The 23,701-nt window shown below is 71.8% G+C and carries 24 protein-coding genes and 1 pseudogene; 9 read left to right on the forward strand and 16 right to left on the reverse strand.

What is annotated here, in order from left to right:
* Nucleotides 1-71 precede the first annotated feature (71 nt).
* From ABZV34_RS12270 to ABZV34_RS12280, 3 genes are all read left to right on the forward strand, one after another.
* Complete coding sequence (locus ABZV34_RS12270; protein ID WP_356273943.1) at nucleotides 72-836, forward strand: SDR family oxidoreductase; 765 nt, start codon at nucleotides 72-74, stop codon at nucleotides 834-836.
* On the forward strand, nucleotides 833-2,494 hold the full coding sequence (locus ABZV34_RS12275) for an AMP-binding protein (RefSeq protein WP_356273946.1): 1,662 nt from the start codon (nucleotides 833-835) through the stop codon (nucleotides 2,492-2,494). The genes ABZV34_RS12270 and ABZV34_RS12275 overlap by 4 nt, the downstream gene beginning before the upstream one ends.
* A gap of 93 nt (nucleotides 2,495-2,587) precedes the next feature.
* Entirely contained in the window at nucleotides 2,588-3,181 is a 594-nt protein-coding gene (locus tag ABZV34_RS12280; RefSeq protein WP_356273949.1) for a TetR/AcrR family transcriptional regulator, read from the forward strand.
* A gap of 181 nt (nucleotides 3,182-3,362) precedes the next feature.
* Here ABZV34_RS12280 and ABZV34_RS12285 read toward each other — a convergent pair whose 3' ends face one another.
* From ABZV34_RS12285 to ABZV34_RS12315, 7 genes are all read right to left on the reverse strand, one after another.
* Nucleotides 3,363-4,586: an acyl-CoA dehydrogenase family protein gene (locus ABZV34_RS12285; RefSeq protein ID WP_356273951.1), complete on the reverse strand. Its 1,224-nt coding sequence runs from the start codon at nucleotides 4,584-4,586 to the stop codon at nucleotides 3,363-3,365.
* A gap of 6 nt (nucleotides 4,587-4,592) precedes the next feature.
* Nucleotides 4,593-5,615: a phosphotransferase family protein gene (locus ABZV34_RS12290; protein WP_356273954.1), complete on the reverse strand. Its 1,023-nt coding sequence runs from the start codon at nucleotides 5,613-5,615 to the stop codon at nucleotides 4,593-4,595.
* A 223-nt stretch (nucleotides 5,616-5,838) separates the two neighbouring features.
* Nucleotides 5,839-6,138 carry a hypothetical protein gene (locus tag ABZV34_RS12295; protein ID WP_356273957.1) on the reverse strand — a complete coding sequence of 100 codons (300 nt, stop codon included), beginning with the start codon at nucleotides 6,136-6,138 and terminating at the stop codon, nucleotides 5,839-5,841.
* A gap of 164 nt (nucleotides 6,139-6,302) precedes the next feature.
* A complete protein-coding gene (locus tag ABZV34_RS12300; RefSeq protein WP_356273960.1) occupies nucleotides 6,303-6,629 on the reverse strand; it encodes a DUF202 domain-containing protein in 327 nt (108 codons plus the stop codon).
* Nucleotides 6,626-7,018 carry a DUF202 domain-containing protein gene (locus tag ABZV34_RS12305; protein WP_356273963.1) on the reverse strand — a complete coding sequence of 131 codons (393 nt, stop codon included), beginning with the start codon at nucleotides 7,016-7,018 and terminating at the stop codon, nucleotides 6,626-6,628. The genes ABZV34_RS12300 and ABZV34_RS12305 overlap by 4 nt, the downstream gene beginning before the upstream one ends.
* 66 nt (nucleotides 7,019-7,084) lie before the next feature.
* Nucleotides 7,085-7,600: an NUDIX domain-containing protein gene (locus tag ABZV34_RS12310; protein ID WP_356273966.1), complete on the reverse strand. Its 516-nt coding sequence runs from the start codon at nucleotides 7,598-7,600 to the stop codon at nucleotides 7,085-7,087.
* Nucleotides 7,601-7,844: 244 nt separating this feature from the next.
* A complete protein-coding gene (locus tag ABZV34_RS12315) occupies nucleotides 7,845-8,738 on the reverse strand; it encodes a DMT family transporter (RefSeq protein ID WP_356273969.1) in 894 nt (297 codons plus the stop codon).
* A 290-nt stretch (nucleotides 8,739-9,028) separates the two neighbouring features.
* Here ABZV34_RS12315 and ABZV34_RS12320 point away from each other — a divergent pair, with 290 nt between their 5' ends.
* The 5 genes from ABZV34_RS12320 (at nucleotide 9,029) to ABZV34_RS12340 (ending at nucleotide 15,122) form a co-directional block, all read left to right on the forward strand.
* Nucleotides 9,029-10,684: an FAD-binding dehydrogenase gene (locus ABZV34_RS12320; RefSeq protein ID WP_356273972.1), complete on the forward strand. Its 1,656-nt coding sequence runs from the start codon at nucleotides 9,029-9,031 to the stop codon at nucleotides 10,682-10,684.
* 210 nt (nucleotides 10,685-10,894) lie between these two features.
* Entirely contained in the window at nucleotides 10,895-11,854 is a 960-nt protein-coding gene (locus ABZV34_RS12325) for a hypothetical protein (RefSeq protein ID WP_356273975.1), read from the forward strand.
* A 55-nt stretch (nucleotides 11,855-11,909) separates the two neighbouring features.
* Nucleotides 11,910-13,511 (forward strand): APC family permease, encoded by a 1,602-nt coding sequence (locus ABZV34_RS12330; RefSeq protein ID WP_356273978.1) that lies wholly within the window; start codon nucleotides 11,910-11,912, stop codon nucleotides 13,509-13,511.
* A 302-nt stretch (nucleotides 13,512-13,813) separates the two neighbouring features.
* The gene (locus ABZV34_RS12335; RefSeq protein ID WP_356274190.1) at nucleotides 13,814-14,491 is read left to right on the forward strand and encodes a molybdopterin-dependent oxidoreductase; all 678 of its coding nucleotides are present in this window, start codon (nucleotides 13,814-13,816) and stop codon (nucleotides 14,489-14,491) included.
* Complete coding sequence (locus ABZV34_RS12340; protein ID WP_356273981.1) at nucleotides 14,475-15,122, forward strand: cytochrome b/b6 domain-containing protein; 648 nt, start codon at nucleotides 14,475-14,477, stop codon at nucleotides 15,120-15,122. The genes ABZV34_RS12335 and ABZV34_RS12340 overlap by 17 nt, the downstream gene beginning before the upstream one ends.
* A 230-nt stretch (nucleotides 15,123-15,352) precedes the next feature.
* Here the strand turns inward: ABZV34_RS12340 and ABZV34_RS12345 are convergent, their stop codons facing one another.
* The 7 genes and pseudogenes from ABZV34_RS12345 to ABZV34_RS12375 form a co-directional block, all read right to left on the reverse strand.
* Nucleotides 15,353-16,153 carry a class I SAM-dependent methyltransferase gene (locus tag ABZV34_RS12345; RefSeq protein WP_356273984.1) on the reverse strand — a complete coding sequence of 267 codons (801 nt, stop codon included), beginning with the start codon at nucleotides 16,151-16,153 and terminating at the stop codon, nucleotides 15,353-15,355.
* Between the two features lie 134 nt (nucleotides 16,154-16,287).
* The gene (locus tag ABZV34_RS12350; protein WP_356273987.1) at nucleotides 16,288-16,431 is read right to left on the reverse strand and encodes a hypothetical protein; all 144 of its coding nucleotides are present in this window, start codon (nucleotides 16,429-16,431) and stop codon (nucleotides 16,288-16,290) included.
* Entirely contained in the window at nucleotides 16,421-17,023 is a 603-nt protein-coding gene (locus ABZV34_RS12355) for an IS630 family transposase (RefSeq protein ID WP_356273990.1), read from the reverse strand. The genes ABZV34_RS12350 and ABZV34_RS12355 overlap by 11 nt, the downstream gene beginning before the upstream one ends.
* 102 nt (nucleotides 17,024-17,125) lie before the next feature.
* Entirely contained in the window at nucleotides 17,126-18,160 is a 1,035-nt protein-coding gene (locus ABZV34_RS12360; RefSeq protein ID WP_356273993.1) for an L-idonate 5-dehydrogenase, read from the reverse strand.
* A gap of 50 nt (nucleotides 18,161-18,210) precedes the next feature.
* Nucleotides 18,211-18,968, reverse strand: a pseudogene (locus ABZV34_RS12365) (SDR family oxidoreductase).
* A 10-nt stretch (nucleotides 18,969-18,978) separates the two neighbouring features.
* Nucleotides 18,979-20,376 carry a gluconate:H+ symporter gene (locus tag ABZV34_RS12370; protein ID WP_356273996.1) on the reverse strand — a complete coding sequence of 466 codons (1,398 nt, stop codon included), beginning with the start codon at nucleotides 20,374-20,376 and terminating at the stop codon, nucleotides 18,979-18,981.
* 45 nt (nucleotides 20,377-20,421) lie between these two features.
* The gene (locus tag ABZV34_RS12375; RefSeq protein WP_356274193.1) at nucleotides 20,422-20,949 is read right to left on the reverse strand and encodes a gluconokinase; all 528 of its coding nucleotides are present in this window, start codon (nucleotides 20,947-20,949) and stop codon (nucleotides 20,422-20,424) included.
* Nucleotides 20,950-21,079: 130 nt separating this feature from the next.
* On the opposite strand from ABZV34_RS12375, the gene ABZV34_RS12380 reads away from it, so the two are divergent.
* Entirely contained in the window at nucleotides 21,080-21,781 is a 702-nt protein-coding gene (locus ABZV34_RS12380) for a FadR/GntR family transcriptional regulator (RefSeq protein WP_356273999.1), read from the forward strand.
* A gap of 27 nt (nucleotides 21,782-21,808) precedes the next feature.
* Here ABZV34_RS12380 and ABZV34_RS12385 read toward each other — a convergent pair whose 3' ends face one another.
* Nucleotides 21,809-22,183 carry a YchJ family metal-binding protein gene (locus tag ABZV34_RS12385; RefSeq protein WP_356274001.1) on the reverse strand — a complete coding sequence of 125 codons (375 nt, stop codon included), beginning with the start codon at nucleotides 22,181-22,183 and terminating at the stop codon, nucleotides 21,809-21,811.
* 68 nt (nucleotides 22,184-22,251) lie between these two features.
* Nucleotides 22,252-23,631, reverse strand: a complete 1,380-nt coding sequence (locus tag ABZV34_RS12390) for a M1 family metallopeptidase (RefSeq protein WP_356274004.1) — start codon at nucleotides 23,629-23,631, stop codon at nucleotides 22,252-22,254.
* Between the last annotated feature and the right edge of the window lie 70 nt (nucleotides 23,632-23,701).

Genomic DNA, 23,701 nt, shown 5'->3' on the forward strand with positions numbered 1-23,701 from the left:
TGCGTGCAGAGCCGACTGCGTGCAGAGCCGACTGCTTGCAGAGCCGATTGGCGTCGCGTCGAAGGAGACCGATGGTGGAAGCCGTGCAGGATGCGGGAGTGGTCGTCACCGGTGCGGGAGGCGGCATCGGGGCCGCACTGGCCCGCCGCTTCGCCGCCGAGGGAGCCAGAGTCGTCGTCAACGACCTCGACGCCGCCAAGGCCCGGGCCGTGGCCGAGGAGATCGGCGGTATCGCGGTCCCCGGCGACGCGTCCACGATCGTGACCGAGGCCCGGGACGCTCTCGGCGGCACGATCGACGTCTACTGCGCCAACGCGGGCGTCGCCTCGGGCGGCACCGAGGCGGCCGGCGAGCAGGTCTGGGAGCTGGCCTGGGACGTCAACGTGATGGCCCACGTCCGCGCCGCCCAGGAACTGCTCCCGGCCTGGCTGGAGCGTGGCAGCGGCCGTTTCGTCTCCACCGTCTCCGCCGCCGGACTGCTCACCATGATCGGCGCCGCGCCCTACAGCGTCACCAAGCACGGCGCGTACGCCTTCGCCGAGTGGCTGTCGCTGACCTACCGCCACCGGGGTCTGAAGGTGCACGCGATCTGTCCGCAGGGAGTGCGCACCGACATGCTCGACGCCACCGGCAGCGCGGGCGACCTGGTGCTCCAGCCGACCGCCATCGAGCCGGAGGACGTCGCGAACGCCCTCTTCGCGGGGATCGAGGAGGACCGCTTCCTGATCCTGCCGCACCCCGAGGTGGCCGGTTACTACCAGGTGCGGGCCACGGAACCGGACCGCTGGCTGACGAACATGAATCACATCCAGCAGAAGTGGGAGGCGGGCCGGTGACCACCTACGCAGACCGCCCTTGGGTGGCCCTCCTCAGTGACGCGCAGAGCGCCCCGGTGAGCCCCGCCGACTCCCTGGTGCACGCCCTGCGCGTGGCCGTGGAGGACGTTCCGGACCGCACCGCGCTCGCCTACTTCGACGGCCGGCTGAGCTACCGCGAGGTGGACGAGCTGAGCGACTCGGTCGCCGGGCATCTCGCCGCCCGCGGCCTGGAGCCCGGCGACCGGGTCGCGATCCTGCTGCAGAACTCCCCGCACTTCGTGCTCGCGCTGCTCGGCGCCTGGAAGGCCGGCGCGACCGTCGTACCGGTCAACCCCATGTACAAGTCGGGCGAGGTCCGCCACGTCCTGCACGACGCGGACGTACGCGCCCTGATCTGCTCCGACCGCGCGTGGGAGTCGTATCTGCGCGAGACGGCGGCCGACTCGGCCGTGAGCATCGTCCTCACCGGCTGCGAACTGGACTTCCAGAGCCGTGGCGACGCGCGCGTGCTGACCTTCGAGCGACTTCCGCGGGCCGTGGACGCGGACGACCTCGGGACGGTCGCCGCGCAGGGCCACAAGGCCCCCGAAGGCCGCGCCGCGGGTCCCTCGGACATCGCCCTGATCAGCTACACCTCCGGCACCAGCGGCACCCCCAAGGGCGCCACCAACACGCACGGCAACATCATGTACAACGCCGAGCGGCAGCGGACGGGTCTCGCGCTCCCCGAGGCGCCGGTGTACTTCGCGATGGCGCCTCTGTTCCACATCACCGGCATGGTCTGCCAGCTCGCCGCCTGCCTCAACAGCGAGGGCACGCTGGTGCTCGCCTACCGCTTCGAGGCGGGGGTCGTGCTCGACGCGTTCGCCGAGCACCGGCCGCTGTACACCGTCGGCCCCTCGACCGCCTTCATGGCCCTGGCCGCCCATCCGTCCGTCACGCCGGACCACTTCTCGTCCTTCGTGAACATCTCCTCCGGCGGAGCGCCGCTGCCGCCGGCCCTGGTGGAGAAGTTCCGCGCCGGATTCGGCCCCTACATCCGCAACGGCTACGGGCTCACCGAGTGCACCGCGCCGTGCGCCTCCGTACCGCCGGGCCGGGAGGCACCCGTCGACCCGGTCTCGGGCACGCTGGCCGTCGGCCTGCCGGGTCCCGACAGCGTCGTACGCATCGTCGACGAGCAGGGCCGGGAGGTCCCGTTCGGGGAACAGGGCGAGATCCTCGTCAGGGGACCGCAGGTCGTGCCGGGTTACTGGAAGCGCCCCGAGGCCACCGCCGAGACCTTCCCGGACGGTGAGCTGCGTACCGGCGACATCGGATTCATGGACCCTGAGGGCTGGCTCTACGTCGTCGACCGCAAGAAGGACATGATCAACGCGTCCGGCTTCAAGGTCTGGCCCCGCGAGGTCGAGGACGTGCTGTACACCCATCCGGCGGTCCGCGAGGCGGCCGTGGTGGGCATCCCCGACGGCTACCGCGGCGAGACCGTCAAGGCCTACATCAGCCTGCGGCCGGGCGCCGAGGAGGACCCCGACGCGCTGGCCGCGTACTGCAAGGAGAGACTGGCGGCCTACAAGTATCCGCGGTACGTGGAGATCCTGCCCGACCTGCCGAAGACGGCCAGTGGGAAGATCCTCCGTCGGGAACTGCGTACGCGCTCGCAGGGCTCGGAGTAGACGACAATCTCCCTGGTGGACGCTCCTCGCCGAGCGGCGTCCGCCACCGGACCGCGCTTTCATCGAACCACGCACGGAAGGCAGGTGGCGGCAGTGCCCAGAACGACGGACGGTGACGGTACGCCCGTCCCGCAGCGACTCCTGGCCGCCGCCACCCGGCTCTTCGCCGAGCAGGGCTACGACCGGACCTCCGTGCAGGAGATCGTCGAGGCGGCAGGCGTCACCAAGGGCGCGCTCTACCACTACTTCGGCTCGAAGGACGACCTCCTGCACGAGGTGTACGCACGCGTGCTGCGCATCCAGCAGGAGCGGCTGGACGCGTTCGCGGACTCCGGCGCGCCGGTGGAGGAGCGGGTCCGGGGCGCGGCCGCCGACGTGGTCGTCACGACCATCGACAACCTCGACGACGCCTCGATCTTCTTCCGGTCGATGCACCACCTCAGCCCGGAGAAACTCAAGCAGGTGCGGTCCGAGCGGCGCCGCTACCACGAGCGCTTCCGCGCGCTGATCGAGGAGGGCCAGAAGAAGGGCGTCTTCTCCACGGCCACCCCGGCGGACCTGGTCGTCGACTACCACTTCGGATCGGTCCACCACCTGTCGACGTGGTACCGCCCGGACGGCCCGCTCACCCCCCAGGAGGTCGCCGACCATCTGGCCGACCTGCTGCTGCGCGCGCTGCGGCCGTAGCCCCCGTCCCTGGGGGCTCCGCCCCCGGACCCCCGTTTCGGCCTGGACGGCCTCGTCCTCGATCGCCGGACGGGCTGGAGACGCGCGCCCGCGCTACAAGGCCGATGGCCAGGGCCTGTATGTCAGCCCGTCCGGGGACCGGTGGGGGCGGCAGGGGCGAAGGCCCCCACCGCCCCCGGCGTCACACGTACTTCTTGATCTCCCGCCGCGCCAGCGACCGCTGGTGCACCTCGTCCGGCCCGTCGGCGAGCATCAGCGTCCGCGCACTCGCCCACAGCTCGGCGAGCGGGAAGTCCTGACTCACACCCCCCGCGCCGTGCAACTGCACCGCCTTGTCGAGGATGTCGACGACCGTACGCGGAGTGGCGATCTTGATGGCCTGGATCTCGGTGTGGGCGCCCCGGTTGCCGACCGTGTCCATCATCCACGCGGTCTTCAGCACCAGCAGCCGCAACTGCTCGACGGCGACCCGCGCGTCGGCGATCCAGTTCTGGACCACGCCCTGCTGTGCCAGCGGCTTGCCGAACGCCGTCCGGGCCACCGCCCGCCGGCACATCAGCTCGATCGCCCGCTCCGCCATGCCGATCAGCCGCATGCAGTGGTGGATGCGGCCGGGGCCGAGCCGCGCCTGGGCGATGGCGAAGCCGCCGCCTTCCTCGCCGACCAGGTTGGTGACGGGAACGCGGGCCCCGTGGAAGACGACCTCGGCGTGCCCGCCGTGGGAGTGGTCCTCGTAGCCGTACACCTGCATGGCGCGCCGGATTTCGACCCCCGGCGTGTCGCGCGGAACCAGGACCATGGACTGCTGGCGGCGGATGTCCGGCCCGTCCGGGTCCGTCTTGCCCATCACGATGAAGATCCGGCAGTCCGGGTTCATCGCCCCGGAGATGTACCACTTGCGGCCGGTGACGACGTACTCGTCGGAGCCGTCGGAGGACCGCTCGATGCGCGTGGTGATGTTGGTCGCGTCGGAGGAGGCCACCTCCGGCTCGGTCATCGCGAACGCCGAGCGGATCTCACCGGCGAGCAGCGGCTCCAGCCACTGCTTCTTCTGCCGCTCGTCGCCGAACTGCGCGAGCACCTCCATGTTGCCGGTGTCCGGCGCCGCGCAGTTCAGGGCGGTGGGCGCCAGGTGCGGGCTGCGGCCGGTGATCTCGGCGAGCGGCGCGTACTGGAGGTTGGTGAGCCCGGCACCGTGCTCGGCGTCGGGCAGGAAGAGGTTCCACAGCCCCTGCCTGCGTGCCTCGGCCTTCAACTCCCCGACCACGGCGGGCGTGTCCCACGGGGAGGCCAGCAGGGCGCGCTGCTCCTCCGCCACCGCCTCCGCCGGATACACGTACGCGTCCATGAAGGCGAGCAGCCTGTCCCGCAGTTCCTCGGTGCGCGCGTCGAATGCGAAGTCCATGGCGGATCAGCCTTCCTGAAGAGTGGTCAGACCGTGCTCGATGAAGAACGGCACCAGGTCGCCGATGCGGTCGAAACCCGCGCCGACCGTCTGGCCGAGCGTGTAGCGGTAGTGGATGCCCTCCAGGATCACGGCGAGCTTGAACCAGGCGAACGCCGTGTACCACGCGACGTCGGACGCGTCGCGCCCCGAGCGCGCGGCGTACCGTTCGACGATCTCGGCCGGGTCCGGGTGCCCGGCGGCCGAGGCGGTCGTACTGATGGGGGAGTCGGGCAGTTCCAGGGGCGCGCTGTACATCACCAGCAGGCCCAGGTCGGTCAGCGGATCGCCGAGCGTGGACATCTCCCAGTCCAGGATCGCCTTGATCCGGTCGTCCTCGCCGATCAGCACGTTGTCGAGCCGGTAGTCGCCGTGCACGACGGTGGGCGCGGGGGAGTGCGGCAGCGCGCGCCCCAGGGCCGCGTGCAACTCGTCGATCCCGGCCAGCTCACGGTTTCTGGAGGCGTCCAACTGCTTTCCCCAGCGCCGCAGTTGGCGGTCCAGGAAGCCTTCGGGTCGGCCGAAGTCGGCGAGGCCCACCTCGGCGGGATCCACGGAGTGCAGTTCGACGAGCGTGTCGACCAGCCCGAGCACCGCGTCCCGGGTGCGCCGTGGGCCGAGCGGGGCGAGCTGATCGGCGGTGCGGTACGGCGTGCCGTCCACGAACTCCATGACGTAGAAGGGCGCGCCCAGCACCTCCACGTCCTCGCACAGCAGCACCGGGCGCGGCACCGGGACGGCCGTCGGGTGCAGTGCGCTGATCACCCGGTGTTCGCGCTTCATGTCGTGCGCGGTGGCCAGTACATGGCCGAGCGGAGGCCGCCGTACGACCCATCGCGTGGTGCCGTCCGTGACCGCGTAGGTGAGGTTCGACCGTCCGCCCTCGATCAGCCGGCCGGTCAGCGGGCCGTGCGTCAGACCGGGCCGCTCGCCGTCGAGCAGGCCGCGCAGCCGGTCGAGGTCGAGACCTGGCGGGTGGTCGGGACTCATCGTTTCTCCTACACGCGAGGGAGCGGGTCGTGACCATGATGCCGACCAGTCGGTATGTCGTCCAGGGTGTACGCCAAACGTGATCGGCGTCTCCTCCGGGGGGCGGCGGAGACGCCGAACGGACGTCGAGGGGAGGCGCCGGGCGGGCATCGGGGAGGAGGCGCCGGGTGGGTGTCGGGGCGTTCGGCGGGAGGGCCCGGGGCCTCCGTCGTGTCCGCCGTCCCTAGTGGTCGTCCCAGTGGCCGTCGTGCTCGGCGTGCCGGTGCCCGTCGTGCAGATAGTCGAGGTGGTCGCCGTGCTCGACCGCCGGGTGCCCGCAGCCCTCGTCGTGCCGGTGGCTCCCGTGGTCGTCGTGGGCCGTGTGGCCGCTCGGCTCGCACTCGTCCCAGTGCCCGGAGTGCTCGCGGTGCAGGTGCCCGTCGTGCGCGTAGTCGACATGGTCCCCGTGCGGTACCGCGGTGTGCCCACAGGCCGGACCGTGGGTGTGCTGATGGGCCGAGTGCTCCGGATGGAGGGTGGTCATGGTGCTCACCTTCGTGCGTGGCGGGAAGCGACGGCTCAGGCTAGCGCCGAAAAGCATTATATTTCTGACTATCCGCCAGTATTCGGGCATGCGTGCCGTCCGGGGACACGGAGGGCTGGGCGTACGGGTGGAGGAGGTCGCGGCGCTGCCCGGTCCCCGGGCTCTCAGAACACCAGCGCCGCCGCGCAGAGGGCCAGCGCGACCGTGCACAGGGTCGCGGCCGTCGCGTGCCGCGGTGCGAGGGTGGGCGGGCCGGCGGTGCCGGACGCGGTCAGCACCTGGATGCGGCGGTGCGCGAGGACCAGGAACCCCAGCCACAGCGCGCCGCACAGGACGCCGGCCAGGACGCCGGTGGCCGACCGACCGCCGTGCAGCGCCGCTTTCGCCGCCAGCACCGCGGTGACGGTGCACGACAGGGTCGTACGTCGCCACGCGAGGCGGGTGCGTTCCGGCTGCAGCCCCGGGTCGCGCTCCGGGACGGGCGCGGTCATCCTTCCCAGCCGACGAGGACGACGACGACCATCGCGACCGCCACCACCGCGACGGCGATGCCCAGCAGTGCCGGGAAGCGCGACACGGGGAGGTCCTCCCCTCTCCGCATCGCCCGCTCGCACCGTACCCAGTGGTTGACGGCCCGCAGCGAGCAGAGCACGCCCGCCGCCAGCAGGGCCAGCGCGAGACCGGCCCGCCAGGCCCACCGCAGGTCCGGCAGGAACTGGTCCACGGCGAAGCCGCCGCCGATCAGCGCCAGCGCGGTGCGCAGCCAGGCCAGGAAGGTGCGCTCGTTGGCCAGCGAGAACCGGTAGTCGGGAGTGCCGCCCTCCCGTCTGACCTCCTCGGGCGCGAACCACAGCCGGACGTTCCGTACGAATTCGATCACGACCGGGACCCTACTCGGCTGCTCCGCGGTGCCGGCCGCCACCGTCGGGCCGGGCGCCGGCAAGGCTCAGCCCGTCGCCCGGTGTTCCCGCAGGCGCTCGTACGCCGCCAGCCCGTCCGGCACCCATGTCCACTCCGTCAGGCGCCGCTCCACCTCCTCCTCCGTGAGGAAGGCGTGCCAGGCGACCTCCTCCGTCTGGGGGTTCACGGGGAGGTCGCAGCGGACCTCGTGGACGGCGGACCACCAGGTCTGCCCCGCGCCGTTGTCGTAGAGGAACTTGAAGAGCGGTACGGGGCTCGGGAGCCCGGAGACGCCCAGTTCCTCCTCGGCCTCGCGCAGGGCCGCCGCGTCGTACGACTCGCCCGCGCCCACGACCCCGCCGACGAACATGTCGTACAGGGAGGGGAAGACGAGCTTGGTGGCGGTGCGGCGGTGGACGAACAGCCGTCCCTCCGCGTCCCGGGCCTGGATGAACACGCACCGGTGACGGAGTCCGCGCGCGTACGCCTCGCCGCGCGGGGACACTCCGACGACCACGTCGTTCTCGTCCACGATGTCGAGGATCTCGTCAGCGGCGCTCATGTCTCCATCCAACCAGCCGCCTTCTCCATCCGGCCGGCCACATCCGACCAGCCCCGTTCGGCCGGCCCCGGCCGCTCCGCCGGCCGCGTGCTCCCGGGGCGGCTCGTGCCGTGGGGCCGATCGGGTGACCGTGCCCCGCGGGGGCGGTGCCGCTCGACCGGGGAGGCCCCGACCGGGCGGGCCGCGCGGCTCACCGGGCCGCACGGGCCGTCGTGCTCGGCGGGGCGGGAGCCCCACCCGGCCCTCAGCGCCGTTGGAGGTCCAGCGCGGGCTCCGTCCTCTTCGCGCCGGCCGGCATCGCGGGGTGCATCCCGAGCAGCACGATGCCCGTCACGATCGCCGCGAGTCCCGCCGCCTCCCAGGTCAGCGCGCCCACGTCGGTCCGCAGTCGGTCCCCGAGGAACCCCACCCCGCAGAGGATCCCGGCGAGCGGCTGGGCGGCGGTGAGCGCGGGCAGCGACATCCGCAGCTCCGCCGTCTCGAAGGCGCTCTGCACCAGCACCAGCCCCGACACGCCGAGCACCAGCACCCCGTACGGCTGCCAGCTGACGAGCAGTCCGCCCCAGCCGCCCTGGCCGAACCGCTCCCCGCTCACCCGGGTGAGCGCGTCCTGCACCCCGTACAGCACCCCCGCGGCCAGGGCGAGCAGCACCGGAGCGGCGCCCAGCCGGGAGCGTCTGGCGTACGCGGTGAGGAGGAGCGCGAGCCCGATCATGATGCCGATGATCAGCCAGTGCCGCAGGGGATCGGACACCGCGTCACCGCCCCGGGGCCGGCCCGCCAGGATGAACGCGGCCACTCCGCCCGCGAGCAGGGCGAGCCCGGACCAGCCCTGACGGCCCAGCGGCTTCTTCGTCTGGTGGCGGGAGAGGCCGAGCGCGAACAGCAGGTTGGTCGCCAGGAGGGGTTCCACCTGGGAGACCTCGCCCTTGCCCAGGGCGATCGCGCCGAGGACCATGCCGCACACCATGAGCCCGATGCCGCCCAGCCAGCGCGGCACCCGGATGAGGTCCAGCAGCAGACGGGGCGACAGGAAGTCGTTCAGCGGGGCGCGGGACGCGGCGTTCTGCTGGAGCACGAAGCCGAAACCCAGGCAACAGGCCGCGCTCACCGAGAGAATCAGAACGAGAAGCGACACGCTGGGTACCTCGATACATCCGGGGTCGGATCGGGTCACGGGTGTGTATCCCGCCGACTGTAGTGCCACCCGCCGGGCGCCGCCCACGGAGTGCCCGCGACGGGACGGTTGACTCGGTCACTCCTCCTGCCGAAGGATCTGACCGATCAGTAACAACGGCGGGCCGGTCACCAGCTGTCCCGAACGGTCCCCGCCGATACGCTGATCGCCATTTTTCTGTCAACCAGCCGTGACGACGGCGACTTGTGACGAAGCCGACACGCGCCTCGTCATGCCGAGAGGACGGGCCCATGGCCTACGACGCAGATGTGATCGTGATCGGAGCGGGTCTCGCGGGGCTCGCGGCGACCGCGGAGCTCGTCGACGCGGGCCGCAAGGTGATCCTCCTCGATCAGGAGCCGGAGCAGTCGATCGGCGGCCAGGCGCACTGGTCCTTCGGCGGTCTCTTCTTCGTGAACTCGCCCGAGCAGCGCCGGATGCGCATCAAGGACAGTCATGCCCTCGCCCTCCAGGACTGGATGGGCACGGCGGGCTTCGACCGCGCCGAGGACCACTGGCCGCGCCGCTGGGCCGAGGCGTACGTGGACTTCGCGGCCGGCGAGAAGCGGTCCTGGCTGCACCGGCAGGGGGTGCGCTTCTTCCCGGTGGTGGGCTGGGCGGAGCGCGGTGGTTACGGCGCCAACGGGCACGGGAACTCCGTACCCCGTTTCCACATCACGTGGGGGACCGGGCCCGGACTGGTCGCCCCCTTCGAGCGGCGGGTGCGGGCCGGGGTCGAGCGCGGCCTCGTCCAGCTCAGGTTCCGCCACCGGGTCACCGGCCTGACCCGCAGCGCGGGCGCCGTCGACACCGTCACCGGCGAGATCCTGGAACCGTCCGGGATCGAGCGCGGCCAGGCCAGCGGGCGGACGGTGACCGGCGCGTTCGAACTGAAGGCGCAGGCCGTGATCGTCACCTCGGGAGGCATCGGCGGCGACCACGACCTGGTGCGCGCCAACTGGCCCGAGCGGCTGGGCACCCCGCCCGAGCGGATGATCTCCGGTGTGCCCGCGCACGTCGACGGCAGGATGCTCGGGATCGCCGAGGACACCGGCGCGCGCCTCATCAACCGCGACCGCATGTGGCACTACACCGAGGGGATCCAGAACTGGAACCCCATCTGGGAGAACCACGGCATCCGTATCCTCCCCGGCCCCTCCTCCCTCTGGCTGGACGCGCGGGGCAACCGGCTGCCGGTGCCGCTCTTCCCCGGCTTCGACACGCTCGGCACGCTCGAACACATCATGAAGACCGGCTACGACTACACGTGGTTCGTGCTCGACCAGAAGATCATCGGCAAGGAGTTCGCGCTCTCGGGCTCGGAACAGAATCCCGACCTGACGGGCAAGTCGGTCGGAGGCGTCATCGGGCGGGCGCGCGCCGACGTCCCCGGGCCGGTCAAGGCGTTCATGGACAACGGCGCCGACTTCGTCGTCGAGAGGGACCTCGGCGCGCTCGTGCGGGGCATGAACGCGCTCACCAAGGAGCCGCTGATCGACGAGGCCGCGCTGCGCCGCGAGATCGTCGCGCGCGACCGGGAGATCGCGAACCCGTTCACCAAGGACCTCCAGGTGACGGCGGTCCGCGGGGCCCGCAACTACCTCGGCGACAAGCTGATCCGTACGGCCGCACCGCATCGCATCCTCGACCCGAAGGCGGGCCCGCTCATCGCCGTACGCCTCCACATCCTCACCCGCAAGTCGCTCGGCGGCCTGGAGACGGACCTCTCGTCGCGGGTCCTGACCGAGGGCGGGGACCCGCTGGAGGGCGTGTACGCGGCGGGGGAGGTCGCCGGCTTCGGCGGCGGCGGAGTGCACGGCTACCGGTCCCTCGAAGGTACGTTCCTGGGCGGCTGCCTCTTCTCCGGCCGCACGGCCGGGCGCGCGGCGGCCGAGGCGGTGGGCTGAGTCCCCGTGGCGGCGAGACGTGCGGGCGCGAGTGGGCCGCCCGCACGGCTCGTCGCCACCGCATTTCCCGGTTCCGGCCACCAACTCGTGGTCGAGTCTGAGGAGTTGACACGTGTAGGACATCGGATGGGCCTTGACGTGAACCCTCAGCCAAGGGTTTGCTGTCCGCGATCGCCACCTGACCAGCCGCGTCTGTGAGGAAACCTCGCGGTGCCGCCACCCCCGCCACCCCCTCCTCCCCTCGGCCGCGGCCGCAAAGGCACGGCCCATGCCTTCGACGCCGCACTCGACGACGCCGAACTCGTCGTCGCGCGCTCCGCGCTGGCACAGGGCCGCTGGACCGCGGTCCGCTCGCTGCTCGCCGTCACCGGCGACGAGTGGGACCGTCGCGGACACCGCGTCACCGTCCTCGCGCAGGAGCCCACCACCCTCGCCTGGGCGCGCGACTGGCGACTGGCCGAACCCGAGTCCGCCGACGCCTCCGTGCTCCTCGCCTGCGCCACCGTCCAGCGCGCCCTGGACGGCAAGGACCGTCCCGAACGGGCCCGCGAGGCCTGTCACGCCGCCGCCGCGCTCGCCCCCGCCGACCCCACGCCCTGGCTCGGCCTGCTGACCCTGGAGCGCACGCTCGGCGCCGAGACCGACGTGGTCCGGCTCTTCGACGAGGTGCGCCACCGCCATCCGGAGCACCACCAGGCACACCACCTGATGGTCGCCCGCCTCGCCGAGCGGCGCGCCCAGGCAGGGCAGGACCCGCTCCACGAGGTCTACGACTTCGCCAACTGGGCGGCCGAGCAGGCCCCCGCCGACTCGCCGCTCGCGATCCTGCCCGTCGTCGCGCACGCCGAGCGCTACCGTGTGCTGGCCACCGCGGGCAGCGAATCCGCCGACCCGGCCGCGTCCGGGCACTGGGTCGGGCGCCGGGCCCGCCAGGTGATGAAGGCCGCCTTCGACTGGTGGCTGGAGTGGGAGCACGACGACCACCCCCGCCGTCTCCTCGACCTCAACTTCCTCGCCCACGCGAAGTCCTGCGAGGGCCGGGGCGCCGAGGCCGCCGCCCTGTTCCACCGCATCGGCCCGCACGCCACCCCGGTGCCCTGGTCGTTCCCGGACCGCGACCCGTACAAGGCCTTCCGTACCGCCCGCGCCGGCGCGCTCGGCACGGTGTGAACGACGACCGCTCCACAGAACCGGACCACCAAACATCCGAAAGGACGACCCCGCGATGACGACGGGCAGTTCGAGTACATCGAGCAGTGCGAACACGGGTAGACCCGCCGCTGCGGACGGCGGCATCAGTACCTTCAAGGGGCAGGACCGGGCCCTGAAGGCCAACCGGCTGGGCACCGGAGGGCTGCTCCTGTCCGTCCTCGCCGCGACGGCCCCCCTCATGGTGGTCGCGGGTGTCATGCCCACCACATTCGCGGTGATGGGTATCGTCGGACAGCCGCTGCTCTTCGTCATCCTCGGCGTGGTGCTGGTGCTCTTCAGCGTCGGGTACGCCGAGATGAGCCGCCACGTCCACAACGCGGGCGCCTTCTACGCCTACGTCGCCCGCGGGCTCGGCGGCACCGCGGGCGCGGGCGCCGCCGCGGTCGCGCTGCTCGCCTACAGCACGCTCCAGGTCGGCATCTACGGCATCTTCGGCTTCGAGGTGTCCGGGCTGTTCTCCAAGTACCTCGACGTCGACCTGGCCTGGTGGATACCCGCGCTGGTGGCCGTGCTGGTCGTCGGCGCGCTCGCCTGGCTGAAGGTCGACGTCAACGCGCGGGTGCTCGGCGTCCTGCTGGTCGTCGAGGTGGCGCTCGTCGTCATCTTCGACGTCGCGGCCGTCGCCGATCCCGGCAAGGAAGGGCTCTCGCTGCACGCCTTCAACCCCGACACCCTCACCGGAGCGGGGGTCGGCACCGCCCTGTGCTTCTGCATCGCCGCCTTCACCGGCTTCGAACAGGCACCGGTGTACGCGGAGGAGACGAGCCGCCCGCACATCCTCGTACCCCGGGTGATGTTCCTGGCGATCGGCTTCGTCGCCGTCTTCTTCGCGATCAGCTCCTGGGCGCTGACCGTCGCCACGGGACCCGCCGGGATCGTCGGTGCCTCCCGCAAGCAGAGTGCGGGACTGCTGTTCTTCCTCACCGATTCACGGCTCGGGGGGACCTTCACGGACGTCCTGCACGTCCTCTTCGTGACCGGGATGTTCGCGGCGCTGCTCAGCTTCCACAACGTCGTCGCGCGGTACGCCTTCGCCATGGGCCGCGAGGGGCTGCTGCCCAGGGCCTTCGGCCGGACCACCGGAGCCAGCGGCGCCCCCGGCACCGGCTCGCTCCTGCAGACCGCCGTCTCCGTGATCGTTCTGGTCGCCTTCGCCGTCACCGACGACAAGCCGACCGGCGATCCGACCGCGCCGGTGCTGCACCTGTTCACCTGGGGCGGCAACGTCGGCGCGCTCGGCGTCATCCTGCTCATGGCCGCGGCCTCGCTCTCCGTCATCGTCTTCTTCATCCGCCGGGGCGCGGCGCGGGCCCAGGCCTGGCGCCTGGTCACCGCGGCGGTCTCGGGCCTCGCCCTGCTCGTGATCGCGGGCTACACCGTCAAGGACTTCGACGTCCTGGTCGGCACCGGTCCGGGCTCCGCACTGAGCCGGCTGCTGCCCGCCCTCGTCGTGGCCGCGCTGGTCGTCGGCCTGGTCCAGGGCCTGATACTGCGGTCCCGGGCCCCCGAGGCACACGCGCGGATCGGACTCGGCAACGAGGCCTTCCAGCTGGACAAGGCGGCGGACTCCAGGTCCGGGGCCGTGGCCGACTCCGGGACCGGGCCCGCGGTCTGAGGAGTCTCCCGGAGGTGCGGGAGACGGGGAGCCGCCGTGGGCCGAGCACGCCCACGGCGCCCCCCGGACACCCGTCCGGTGTCTGAGAAAGCTGAGAAAGTGATGACGGAATTCTGACGGACACCCGCTGCCGCTGGCCTGAAAGGGGTCGCGAGTGCTCGTATAGGTGGGTGAACCCTGAACCTTCCCGAGAGCGGGGACCGGAGCGGCAGCGGGGGCGTACCTCGCAGGCCCCGCCGGCGCGCTCGCCCGAGCCGCCGGCGGAACGGGAACCGGAGCGGCCCGACGAGCCCGGCACGCCCATCGGCCGCCGGCTCCTGCTCGGCACCCTCGGACTCGGCGCGCTCGGCGTGCTGGCCGCGCCCCCGCTCCAGCGCGGCCTCGAGTCGGTCTTCGCGGGCGACCCCACGGGCCTGACCGGTCTGCTCCCCAACGGTGGCGGCTTCCGCTACTACTCCGTGACCTCCTCCGTCCCGCGGAAGGGCCCCGCGGACTACCGCCTCACCATCGACGGCCTGGTCGACCGCCCCCGCAGCTACACCCTCGCCGACCTCGAGGCACTGCCGCAGACCCGACTCGTGCACGACGTGCAGTGCGTCACGGGCTGGCGGGTGCCCGGCACGCCCTTCGGAGGGGTGCGCCTCTCGCACATCCTCGACGCGGCGGGCGTGAGCCCCAAGGCCCGCGCGATTCGGTTCACCTGCTTCGACGGGGCGTACACGGAGAGTCTCACCCTGCGGCAGGCGCGGCGCCCCGACGTCCTGGTGGCCCACCGGATGCAGGACAAGGCCCTCGGCCACGACCACGGCGGCCCCGTCCGCCTCTACGTAGCCCCCATGTACTTCTACAAGTCCGCCAAGTGGCTCTCCGGCATCACCGTCACCGAGGACGTGCGTCCCGGGTACTGGGAGGACCGGGGCTACGACGTGGACGCATGGGTCGGCCGCTCGAACGGACGCGACGATGCACCCACGAGTTGACGACACCCCCGCCGTCTCGGCGCCCTCCGCGCACGTACGGCGCTTCAGCCGGGCGGAACGCTGGGTGCACCGCGTGACGGCCCTGCTGATGGGCGTGTGCGTGGCGACGGCGGCCTGCCTGTACCTCCCGTTCTTCGCCGAGCTGGTGGGCCGCCGTGAACTCGTCGTCAGGGTCCACGAGTTCGCAGGCCTGCTGCTCCCGGTGCCGGTCCTGGCGGGCCTGGTCTCCCGTGCCTTCCGCGCGGACCTGGGCCGGCTGAACCGCTGGGGCCCGCACGACCGCCGGTGGATGCGCGCGGCACTGCGGCGGGACCGGTTCCCCTCCTCCCGGCCCGCGGCCAAGTTCAACGCGGGCCAGAAGACCTACGCGGCCTGGATCGCGGGCGCGAGTCTGGTCATGCTCGCCACCGGGCTGCTCATGTGGTTCACGCACCTCACCCCGTTGATGTGGCGGACCTCGGCGACGTTCGTCCACGACTGGCTGGCCCTGACGATCGGCATCGTCCTCGGGGGCCACATCGGGATGGCCCTCGGCGACCCGGAGGCCCGGCGGGGGATGCGCACCGGCACGGTGAGCCGGGACTGGGCGGAGCGTGAACACCCGCTGTGGCGGCCCGACGACAGGCTCTAGTGCTGCACCGCACAAGTACCGCCGATGCTATCGGGCGGTGAGGTGTTTGTTGATGGCGTCGATGTCGAGGCGGTCATGCGTGGTGCGGGTGCCCCACGGTTGCCAGCACCATGAGCGACGCGGGGTTGCCGAGGCCGGGGTGTTCCCGGTTTGTGTATCAGCAGGGTCGTTGCCCACCTGACCCAGCCGCCCGCCGGCCTCACTGCTGACCCGGCCCGGCCGGTGGAGGGTCAGTGACCGGCGCCAGCCTTGACCGCTTTGGTGGCGAAGTAGCCGGAGAGCCAGCCGGCGGTGGCCTCCGAGTGGTGCGGCGCCTCGGCGAAGCCGGTGATGGCGAAGCCCGCCGCGATCTGCCCGCCGAGCTGCTCGGTGAGCGTGTGGCTGTACTCCACCGGCGCGTCGAGGCCCCACAGCCGTTCCCGCTCGGCGGGCTCCAGGTGGGTGAGGTCGCTGTAGGGCAGGCGGTGGCGCACCACCAGCTCGCCGCGCGCCTCCAAGGACTCGGCGTCGAAGAGGTAGACGTCCGGGTTGAGAAAGCCGGACAGCAGCGTCCCGCCGGGGCGCAGCACGCGGTGGCACTCGCGCCAGACCGGCGCCAGCTCCGGGATGAACAGGTTGGAGACCGGGTGGACGACAAGGTCGAACGAGGCGTCCGGGAACGGACTCAGGTCGCGCGCGTCGCCGAGCACGGTGCGTAGGTCGAGCCCCTCCCGCGCCGCGACCATCTCGTCCTGCGCCAGCTGGCGGGGCGAGTTATCGAAGACGGTCACCCGCGCGCCCGCCGCGGCCAGCACCGGACCTTGCTGCCCGCCGCCGGATGCGAGGCAGAGCACGTCGCGACCGGCGATCTCCGGCGGGAACCAGGTCGGGTCGACCGGCTCGTACCCGATCAGGACGATGGACCACTGGCCGGCCCGCGCCTTCGCGATCACCTCGGGGCCGACCGGGCGTGACCACTCGTTACCCTCCTCCACCTCGCGGTCCCAGGCGAGGCGGTTGTGCGCGACGGGGTCGACGGGAGTCTGGCTCATACGCCGTACCCTAGTTGCCTGTCGCCGGCAGTGGGAGCGACCGTATCCAGCGGGGCCTTCCGCTCGTCGCGGTGACCGGGTTCGCTGTCGCGTAGCCCGTAGTCGCCGGCCGGGGTGGTGAAGAGGTGCATGTGCTAGTTCTCCCAACCCATCGCGGTCTGGATCGCCGGGTACAGACGGGCGAGTTTGAGGTCGGCCGGGACCTGCAGCCGTCGCCAGATCGGCGGAGGGATGTCGGCCAGGGTGACCTTGATCTGCAGGACGGAGTCAGCGGGCATGGCGCTCTTCCTTCGCGGCGGCGGGCTCGTCCCCGGTCTCGCGGGGTCGACCGTCGTAGTTCCAACGGAACGGACAAGCCGTCTCGTTGTGGACGATGGCGAAGTCGCTGACCTTCTCAAGCAGGTCGGTGCGGGAGGAGAAGTCGCCGTGACGCAGGACGGCGCGGGCCGGCAGGGAGAAGAAGATCTCCACCTGGTTCAGCCAGGAGGCGTGCTTGGGGGTGTAGTGCGGCACGATCCGCGGATGCCGCTTCAGCCAGGCCCGGGTGGCCTTGGAAGTGTGCGAGGAGCCGTTGTCCAGGATCAGATGGATCGTCAGCCCGGTTGGAATGCACCGCTGAAGCCGGGCCAGGAACCGGATGAAGTGCGCGGAGTCGTTGCGCTTCAGCTCCTCCATGACCACCTGACCGGTGTACACGTCCAGCGCGACGGTGACCGAGACGATGCCGTGGCGGATGTACTCGAACTCCCGCCGCCGCACCCGCCCCGGGCCCGCCGGCCGGGCTGCTTGCGCGAGCGGGCGGCCATCGCGGTCTTCTCGTCCACTGACAGCACCATTGAGCCCGGCGGGCAGTTGCGGTAGAGGGCGCATACCTCGGCCGCCTTGGCGAAGAACTGCGGGGTGCCCGGTCAACGAGCCGATGGCCATCGGCGGAACTTCCGCGGCGCAGCACTAGGGGCGACAGGGGGGGACCTACCGGGCCGGCTCCCCGAAGTCCAGGAGCACCTTGCACGAGCGGCTGCGGTCGGCCGCCAGGGCGAACGCCGACGCGGCGTCCGCCACCGGCACGACCGCGCTGATCAGCGCGTCGAAGCGGGGTTCGGCGGCGAGCAGGGCCGGCGCCTCGTCGAACTCCGCGTCGAAACGGAACGCGCCCCGCAGCTCGACCTCGCGGCTCACCAGCAGGTTCCCCGCGAACGCGCTGCTCCCGGGCGGCAGCATGCCGAGCTGGACCACGACCCCGCCGCGCCGTACGAGGCGCAGGCAGGTGTCCAGCCCCGCGGCCACGCCGGACGCCTCGACGGCCACATCGGTCTCCGAGGGCCACCCGGGATCGGCCGGTTCGTCGGCCCGTACGAGGGTGTCGGCCCCGGCCCGGGACGCGTACTCCAGAGCCCGCGGCAGCGGATCGGTGACGGTCACCTGTGCCGCGCCCGCGGCCTTCGCGGCGGCCACCACGAGGCAGCCGATCGGCCCGGCCCCCGTGACCAGCACATGCCGGCCGCGCACGTCTCCGGCCCGGCGCACGGCGTGCAGGGCCACCGACAGCGGTTCGGCGAGCGCGGCCCGCCGCGGCGCGAGCCCCGCGGGCAGCGCCCGCAACTGCGCGGCGGGTACCGCCAGCAGGGCCGAGAACCCGCCCTGGACGTGCGGCGTACGCGCCGCGCTGCCCAGGTAGCGGGTCTCCCGGCACACGTTCGCCCGCCCGCCGGCGCACTCGGGGCATGTGCCGCACGCCGTGGCCGGGTGCACGGCGACGGCCGTACCCGGTGCCGGGCCCGAGGCCCCGGCACCGTACGACACCACCGTCCCGACGACCTCGTGGCCCAGCACCATCGGCTCCCGCAGGCGGAAGTCCCCGACGCCGCCGTGCCGCCAGTAGTGCAGGTCGGACCCGCAGATCCCGCCGTACCGGACGGCTACCAGCGCCTGCCCCGGTCCGGCGGACGGCACGGGCAGTTCCTCGACCCGCAGATCTCCCTGCCCGTGGATCACACAACCGAGCATCGCCGTATCCCTCTCAGAATCCCTCGGACGCAGAGTCCCTCTCGGACCTCTCAGAGCACACTCGTCATGCCGCCGTCGACGTACAGCACCTGCCCGCCGACGAAGTCCGCCGCCGGCGAGGCGAGGAAGAGCACTCCGCCGACCAGGTCCTCGGTACGGCCCCACCGCCCGGCCGGGGTGCGCCGCCGCACCCAGTCGCTGAACTCCTCGTCCTCGACGAGGGGCCGGGTCAGTTCGGTCTCGATGTATCCGGGACCCAGTCCGTTCACCTGTACCCCGTGCGGCCCCCAGTCCGCGCACATGCCCTTGGTGAGCATCTTCAGCGCGCCCTTGGTGGCCGCGTAGGGGGCGATGCCCGGACGCGCGACCTCGCTCTGCAGCGAGCAGATGTTGATGATCTTGCCGTGGCCGCGTCCGGTCATCCGGCGCGCGGCCTCCCGGCCGACCAGGAACGCGCTCGTGAGGTTGGTGTCCAGGATCCGGTGCCAGTCCGCGTCCGTGAACTCCAGCAACGGGGCCCGCAGTTGCATGCCCGCGTTGTTGACCAGGATGTCGAGCGGGCCCACCCGCTGTTCGACGTCCGCGATGCCGGCGGCCACCGAGGGGCCGTCGGTGACGTCGAACACGCCGTGCGTACGTCGCCGGGCAGTCCGGCGGCGGCCCGGGTGAGGCGGTCGGCGTCGCGTCCGTTGAGGACGACCGTGCAGTCCGCTTCCAGGAGCCCGCGGGCGAGCGCCAGTCCGATGCCCCGGCTGGAGCCGGTGACCAGGGCCGTACGGCCGCTGATGTCGAACAGAGGGTGACCCATCCCCGTACCCCTAGATCACGAGTGACAGCAGGAGGACGAGTCCGCCGGCCACCACGGAGATGATCGTCTCCATCACCGACCAGGTCTTGACCGTCTGGCCGACGCTCAGGCCGAAGTACTCCTTGACCAGCCAGAAACCGGCGTCGTTGACATGGCTGAAGAAGAGCGAGCCCGCGCCGATGGCCAGCACCAGGAGTGAGGTGTGCGCGGTCGACATGTCGGCGGCGAGAGGGGCGACCAGGCCGGCCGCCGAGATGGTGGCGACGGTCGCCGAACCGGTCGCGAGCCGGATGGCCACCGCGATCAGCCAGGCGAGCAGCAGCGCGGGGATCGACCAGTCCTTGGAGATGTCCAGGATCATCTGGCCCACACCGGCGTCGATCAGGGTCTGCTTGAAGCCGCCGCCCGCGCCCACGATCAGCAGGATGCCCGCGATCGGCGCGAGGGACTTCTCCACCGTGGTGGACAGGCGGTCCTTGGTGAAACCTGCCGCGCGGCCCAGCGTGAACATGCCCACGATGACGGCCGCCAGCAGCGCGATCAGCGGCGAGCCGACGACGTCGAAGACGCGCTGCACCTGGTGCGCCGGGTCGTCCACGACGATGTCGACCAGCGCCTTGGAGAGCATCAGCACGACCGGCAGCAGCATCGTGGCGAGGGTGGCGCCGAAGCCGGGACGCTTCTCCAGCTCCTCGGAGGCGCGGGCGGGGATCATGCGGTCCGGGGCCGGTACGTCCACCCAGCGGGCCGCGTAGCGGGAGAAGACCGGGCCCGCGATGATCACCGTCGGGATGGCGACCAGGACACCGAGCGCGAGCGTGACGCCGAGGTTGGCCTTGACCGCGTCGATCGCGACCAGCGGGCCGGGGTGCGGCGGGATCAGGCCGTGCATCACGGACAGGCCGGCCAGCGCCGGGATGCCGATGCGCATCAGGGAGTAGTTGCCGCGCTTGGCGACCATCAGGACGACCGGGATCAGCAGCACGATCCCGACCTCGAAGAACAGCGGCAGTCCGATCACGGAGGCGATCAGCACCATCGCCCACGGCAGGGCGCGACCGCCCGCCTTGGCGAGGATCGTGTCGACGATCTGGTCGGCGCCGCCGGAGTCGGCGAGCAGTTTGCCGAGTATCGCGCCCAGGGCGATCAGGACGCCCACACCGGCGACGGTGGAGCCGAGGCCGGTGGTGAAGCTGACGATCACCTTGTCGAGCGGCGCCCCGGCGACCGCGCCGAGCGCGAGCGAGCCGATGGTCAGGGCCAGAAAGGCGTGCAGCTTGAACTGGGTGATCAGCAGGACGATGACGGCGATGCCCGCCAGCACGGCGACCCCCAGCTGGGCATGGCCCGCGGAGGTGATCGGCTCGACGGCGTCCGCTGCCAGCATCTCGACGCTGAGTCTGGTCACGGTTTTCCCTTGCTCTGAGAAAGGTCTTCGGACAGGTGGGCGGGGTTACCGCGGGGGCCGGGCCAGGGACCGGAGCGCGGCCACCGCCCGTTCGGTGATCTCCTCGGGGCCGCCGGCGACGTCCACGCGGACGCCCGCCTCGTCGGCTTCCAGCGGCTGGAGGGTCGCGAACTGCGAGTCCAGCAGCGCCGTCGGCATGAAGTGCCCCTGACGGTGCGACATCCGGTCCTCGATGAGCGCGCGGTCACCGGTCAGATGCACGAAGACGATCCCGGGTGCCGCGGCCCGCAGCCGGTCGCGGTAGGCGCGCTTGAGCGCCGAACTGCTGACGACCCCGCCGAGCCCGTCGCGCTCGTGCGCCCAGCGGCCGATGGCGTCCAGCCACGGCCACCGGTCCTCGTCGCTCAGGGGTGTCCCGGCCGTCATCTTGGCGATGTTGGCCTGGGGATGGAAGTCGTCGCCCTCGGCGTACGGAACGTCGAGCCGGGCCGCGAGCAGGGGACCGATGGTGGTCTTGCCGGTACCCGCGACGCCCATGACCACGACGACATGGGGGGTGCGCACTTGCTGCATCGTGCTCTCACTGTCCTCGTCGACATCTGATGTCGACGACACTGAAACCTATTAGGTACGACTAATTCAAGACCCTGTGACATATAAGTCTGACTTTTTGTTCGTGAGCCCGGCCTCGTACCCTGACCCCATGAGCACACGGGGCCGGGGGCTGCACGGACGGGTACTGGATGCCCTCGGACCGGCCATCACGGCGGGCGAGTACCCCCCGGGGAGCGTCCTGCGCACGGACGAGCTGGCCCAGCGCTTCGAGGTGTCACGGTCGGTGATGCGCGAGGCGGTCAGGGTGCTGGAGTCCATGCACCTGGTGGAGTCCCGCCGCCGGGTCGGTGTGACCGTCCGTCCCAAGGCCGAGTGGAACGTCTACGATCCGCAGGTCATCCGGTGGCGGCTGGCCGGCGCCGACCGCCCCCACCAACTGCGCTCGCTCACCGTGCTGCGCTCCGCCCTCGAACCCGTCGCGGCGGGACTGGCCGCCCGGCACGCCACCGCCGGGCAGTGCGCCGAACTCACCGAGTGCGCCCTCGGCATGGTCGCCACCTCACGAGGTCAGCAGCTGGAGGCGTACCTCGTCCACGACGTCGCCTTCCACCGGGTCATCCTCAACGCGTCGGGCAACGAGATGTTCGCCCGCCTCGGCGACGTCGTCGCCGAGGTGCTGGCGGGCCGCACCCACCACGAGATCATGTTCGAGGACCCCGACCCCGCCGCCGTCACCCTGCACGTGCGGGTCGCGGAGGCGGTCCGCGAGGGCGACGCCGTCCGCGCGGAGAAGCTCACCCGCGAGATCACCGTCGGCGCCCTCCAGGAACTCGACATCCTGGCACCGTGACCGCCGCTCGGCCGTGCCCTGCCGGGACTACTCGGCGAAGTCGCCGTCCACGTACACCCAGGCGCCGTCGACCCGCTCGAAACGGCTCCGCTCGTGCAGCGAGCCGCCCCGGAAGGACGCCCGGAACGTCACGGTCCCCGTGGAGTGGAAGGCCGACCCCTGACCCGTCCCGAGGATCTCCAGACCCGTCCACCGCGTCCCGGGATCGAACTCCACCCGGGGCGGCCGCGTCCGCGGATGCCAGGTCCGCAGCAGATACCCCTCGTCCCGCTGGACGAACGCGCTGTACCGCGACCGCATCAACGCCTCGGCGGTCGGCGCGGCCGCCTCACCACGGTGGAAGCGTCCACAGCACTTCTCGTACGGCTCGGGCAGCCCGCACGGACAGGTACGACTGGTCATGACCGCCATTGTCCCCCAGCCCGCGTCCGCCCCCGCGCGTCGGACCGGCGGGGATCACGGGACGGCCCTCAGGCCGACTCGGCGTTCGTCGGCGGGTACGAGGGCCGCGCTGGGATCGGTGCCGCCAGAACGGGCAGGGGCGGCAGCTTCGACGTCTGCAGCCACGCCGTGAAGAGGTCGTCCAGCGGTTCCGCCGCGTAGCGGGCGGCGTGCGCGATGAACACCGCCGTACTGACCGCGCCACCCCGGTGCAGGGCGGCCCACCCGCGCAGCATGCGGAAGAAGGCCGTGTCGCCCATCGCGCAGCGCAGGGCGTGCAGCGTGAGCCCGCCGCGCTCGTACAGCCGGTCGTCGAACATCAGCTTGCGGCCGGGGTCGGACAACACCAGGTCCTGCGGCCGCACGGCCAGCTTCCGGTGCGCCACCGCGGCCAGCTGCTGCGCGGTACGGCCGCCCGACCGCTCCGACCACAGCCACTCCGCGTACTTCGCGAACCCCTCGTTCAGCCAGATGTGCCGCCAGTCCGCGATGGAGACACTGTTGCCGAACCACTGGTGCGCCAGCTCGTGCGCGATCAGCCGCTCCGAACCGCGCGCCCCGTCCACGTGGTTCGCGCCGAACAGCGACAGCCCCTGCGCCTCCACCGGGACGTCGAGCTCCTCCTCGGTCACCACCACGGCGTACTCGCCGAACGGATACGGCCCGAAGAGCTCCTCGAACAGCTCCATCATCGCGGGCTGCCGCGCGAAGTCGCGGGAGAACTCGGCGAGCAGGTCCGCGGGCAGATGCCCGGTCTGCGGCACACCCCCGAGCCCCGGGTCGCCCAGCAGCACCGTCTGGTACTTCCCGATCGACAGCCCGACCAGATAGCTGGACGTCGGCGCCGCCTGCTCGTACACCCAGGTGGTCGTCGACGCCTTCGTCGTACGGGTCAGCAGCCTGCCGCCCGCCGCCACCACGTACGCCGACGGTGTCGTGACCGAGATCTGGTACGAGGCCTTGTCGGCCGGCCGGTCGTTGCACGGATACCAGGACGGCGCCCCCACCGGCTGGCTGGCCACCAGGGCCCCGTCCTCCAGCTCCTCCCAGCCGAGCCCGCCCCAGGGGCTGTTCACCGGCTTGGGGTTGCCCGCCCAGTGCACCTCCACGGTGAAGGCGGCCCCGGCCCGTATCGGCTTCGCCGGACGGACCCGCAGCCTGCCGCCCCGGTGCGAGTAGTGCGGTGCCTTGCCGTCGACCCGGATCCGGCCGATCCGGAAGTCGGCCAGGTTGAGCTGGAACTCCGCGAGCGCGGCCCGGCCGGCTATCGCGTTGATCCGCGCGGTGCCGGAGAGCCGGTTCGGGCCGGGGCGGTAGTCCAGCGCCAGTTCGTACCGATGCACCCGGTAACGGGGATCGCCGTTGGCCGGGAAGTACGGGTCCGATCCCACTGTCTGCTGAACGGTCACTGCTGCGTCTGCTCCCTGCGCTGTGCTCGTACGACGTGCCGGTGCACCGTCCCCGGACGCCGTACGGGCC

Source organism: Streptomyces sp. NPDC005195, assembly GCF_040608315.1.
Lineage (GTDB): Bacteria > Actinomycetota > Actinomycetes > Streptomycetales > Streptomycetaceae > Streptomyces > Streptomyces kaempferi.

Excerpts from the sequence above, each read along its gene's own strand:
- ABZV34_RS12285 (WP_356273951.1), bottom strand. The coding sequence starts at position 4,586 with ATGGACTTCGCATTCGACGCGCGCACCGAGGAACTGCGGGACAGGCTG.
- ABZV34_RS12375 (WP_356274193.1), bottom strand. The coding sequence starts at position 20,949 with ATGCAGCAAGTGCGCACCCCCCATGTCGTCGTGGTCATGGGCGTCGCG.
- ABZV34_RS12295 (WP_356273957.1), bottom strand. The coding sequence starts at position 6,138 with ATGACCACCCTCCATCCGGAGCACTCGGCCCATCAGCACACCCACGGT.
- ABZV34_RS12320 (WP_356273972.1), top strand. The coding sequence starts at position 9,029 with ATGGCCTACGACGCAGATGTGATCGTGATCGGAGCGGGTCTCGCGGGG.
- ABZV34_RS12300 (WP_356273960.1), bottom strand. The coding sequence starts at position 6,629 with ATGACCGCGCCCGTCCCGGAGCGCGACCCGGGGCTGCAGCCGGAACGC.
- ABZV34_RS12310 (WP_356273966.1), bottom strand. The coding sequence starts at position 7,600 with ATGAGCGCCGCTGACGAGATCCTCGACATCGTGGACGAGAACGACGTG.
- ABZV34_RS12340 (WP_356273981.1), top strand. The coding sequence starts at position 14,475 with ATGCACCCACGAGTTGACGACACCCCCGCCGTCTCGGCGCCCTCCGCG.
- ABZV34_RS12380 (WP_356273999.1), top strand. The coding sequence starts at position 21,080 with ATGAGCACACGGGGCCGGGGGCTGCACGGACGGGTACTGGATGCCCTC.
- ABZV34_RS12290 (WP_356273954.1), bottom strand. The coding sequence starts at position 5,615 with ATGAGTCCCGACCACCCGCCAGGTCTCGACCTCGACCGGCTGCGCGGC.
- ABZV34_RS12330 (WP_356273978.1), top strand. The coding sequence starts at position 11,910 with ATGACGACGGGCAGTTCGAGTACATCGAGCAGTGCGAACACGGGTAGA.
- ABZV34_RS12350 (WP_356273987.1), bottom strand. The coding sequence starts at position 16,431 with ATGCCCGCTGACTCCGTCCTGCAGATCAAGGTCACCCTGGCCGACATC.
- ABZV34_RS12270 (WP_356273943.1), top strand. The coding sequence starts at position 72 with ATGGTGGAAGCCGTGCAGGATGCGGGAGTGGTCGTCACCGGTGCGGGA.
- ABZV34_RS12360 (WP_356273993.1), bottom strand. The coding sequence starts at position 18,160 with ATGCTCGGTTGTGTGATCCACGGGCAGGGAGATCTGCGGGTCGAGGAA.
- ABZV34_RS12345 (WP_356273984.1), bottom strand. The coding sequence starts at position 16,153 with ATGAGCCAGACTCCCGTCGACCCCGTCGCGCACAACCGCCTCGCCTGG.
- ABZV34_RS12355 (WP_356273990.1), bottom strand. The coding sequence starts at position 17,023 with ATGCGCCCTCTACCGCAACTGCCCGCCGGGCTCAATGGTGCTGTCAGT.
- ABZV34_RS12385 (WP_356274001.1), bottom strand. The coding sequence starts at position 22,183 with ATGACCAGTCGTACCTGTCCGTGCGGGCTGCCCGAGCCGTACGAGAAG.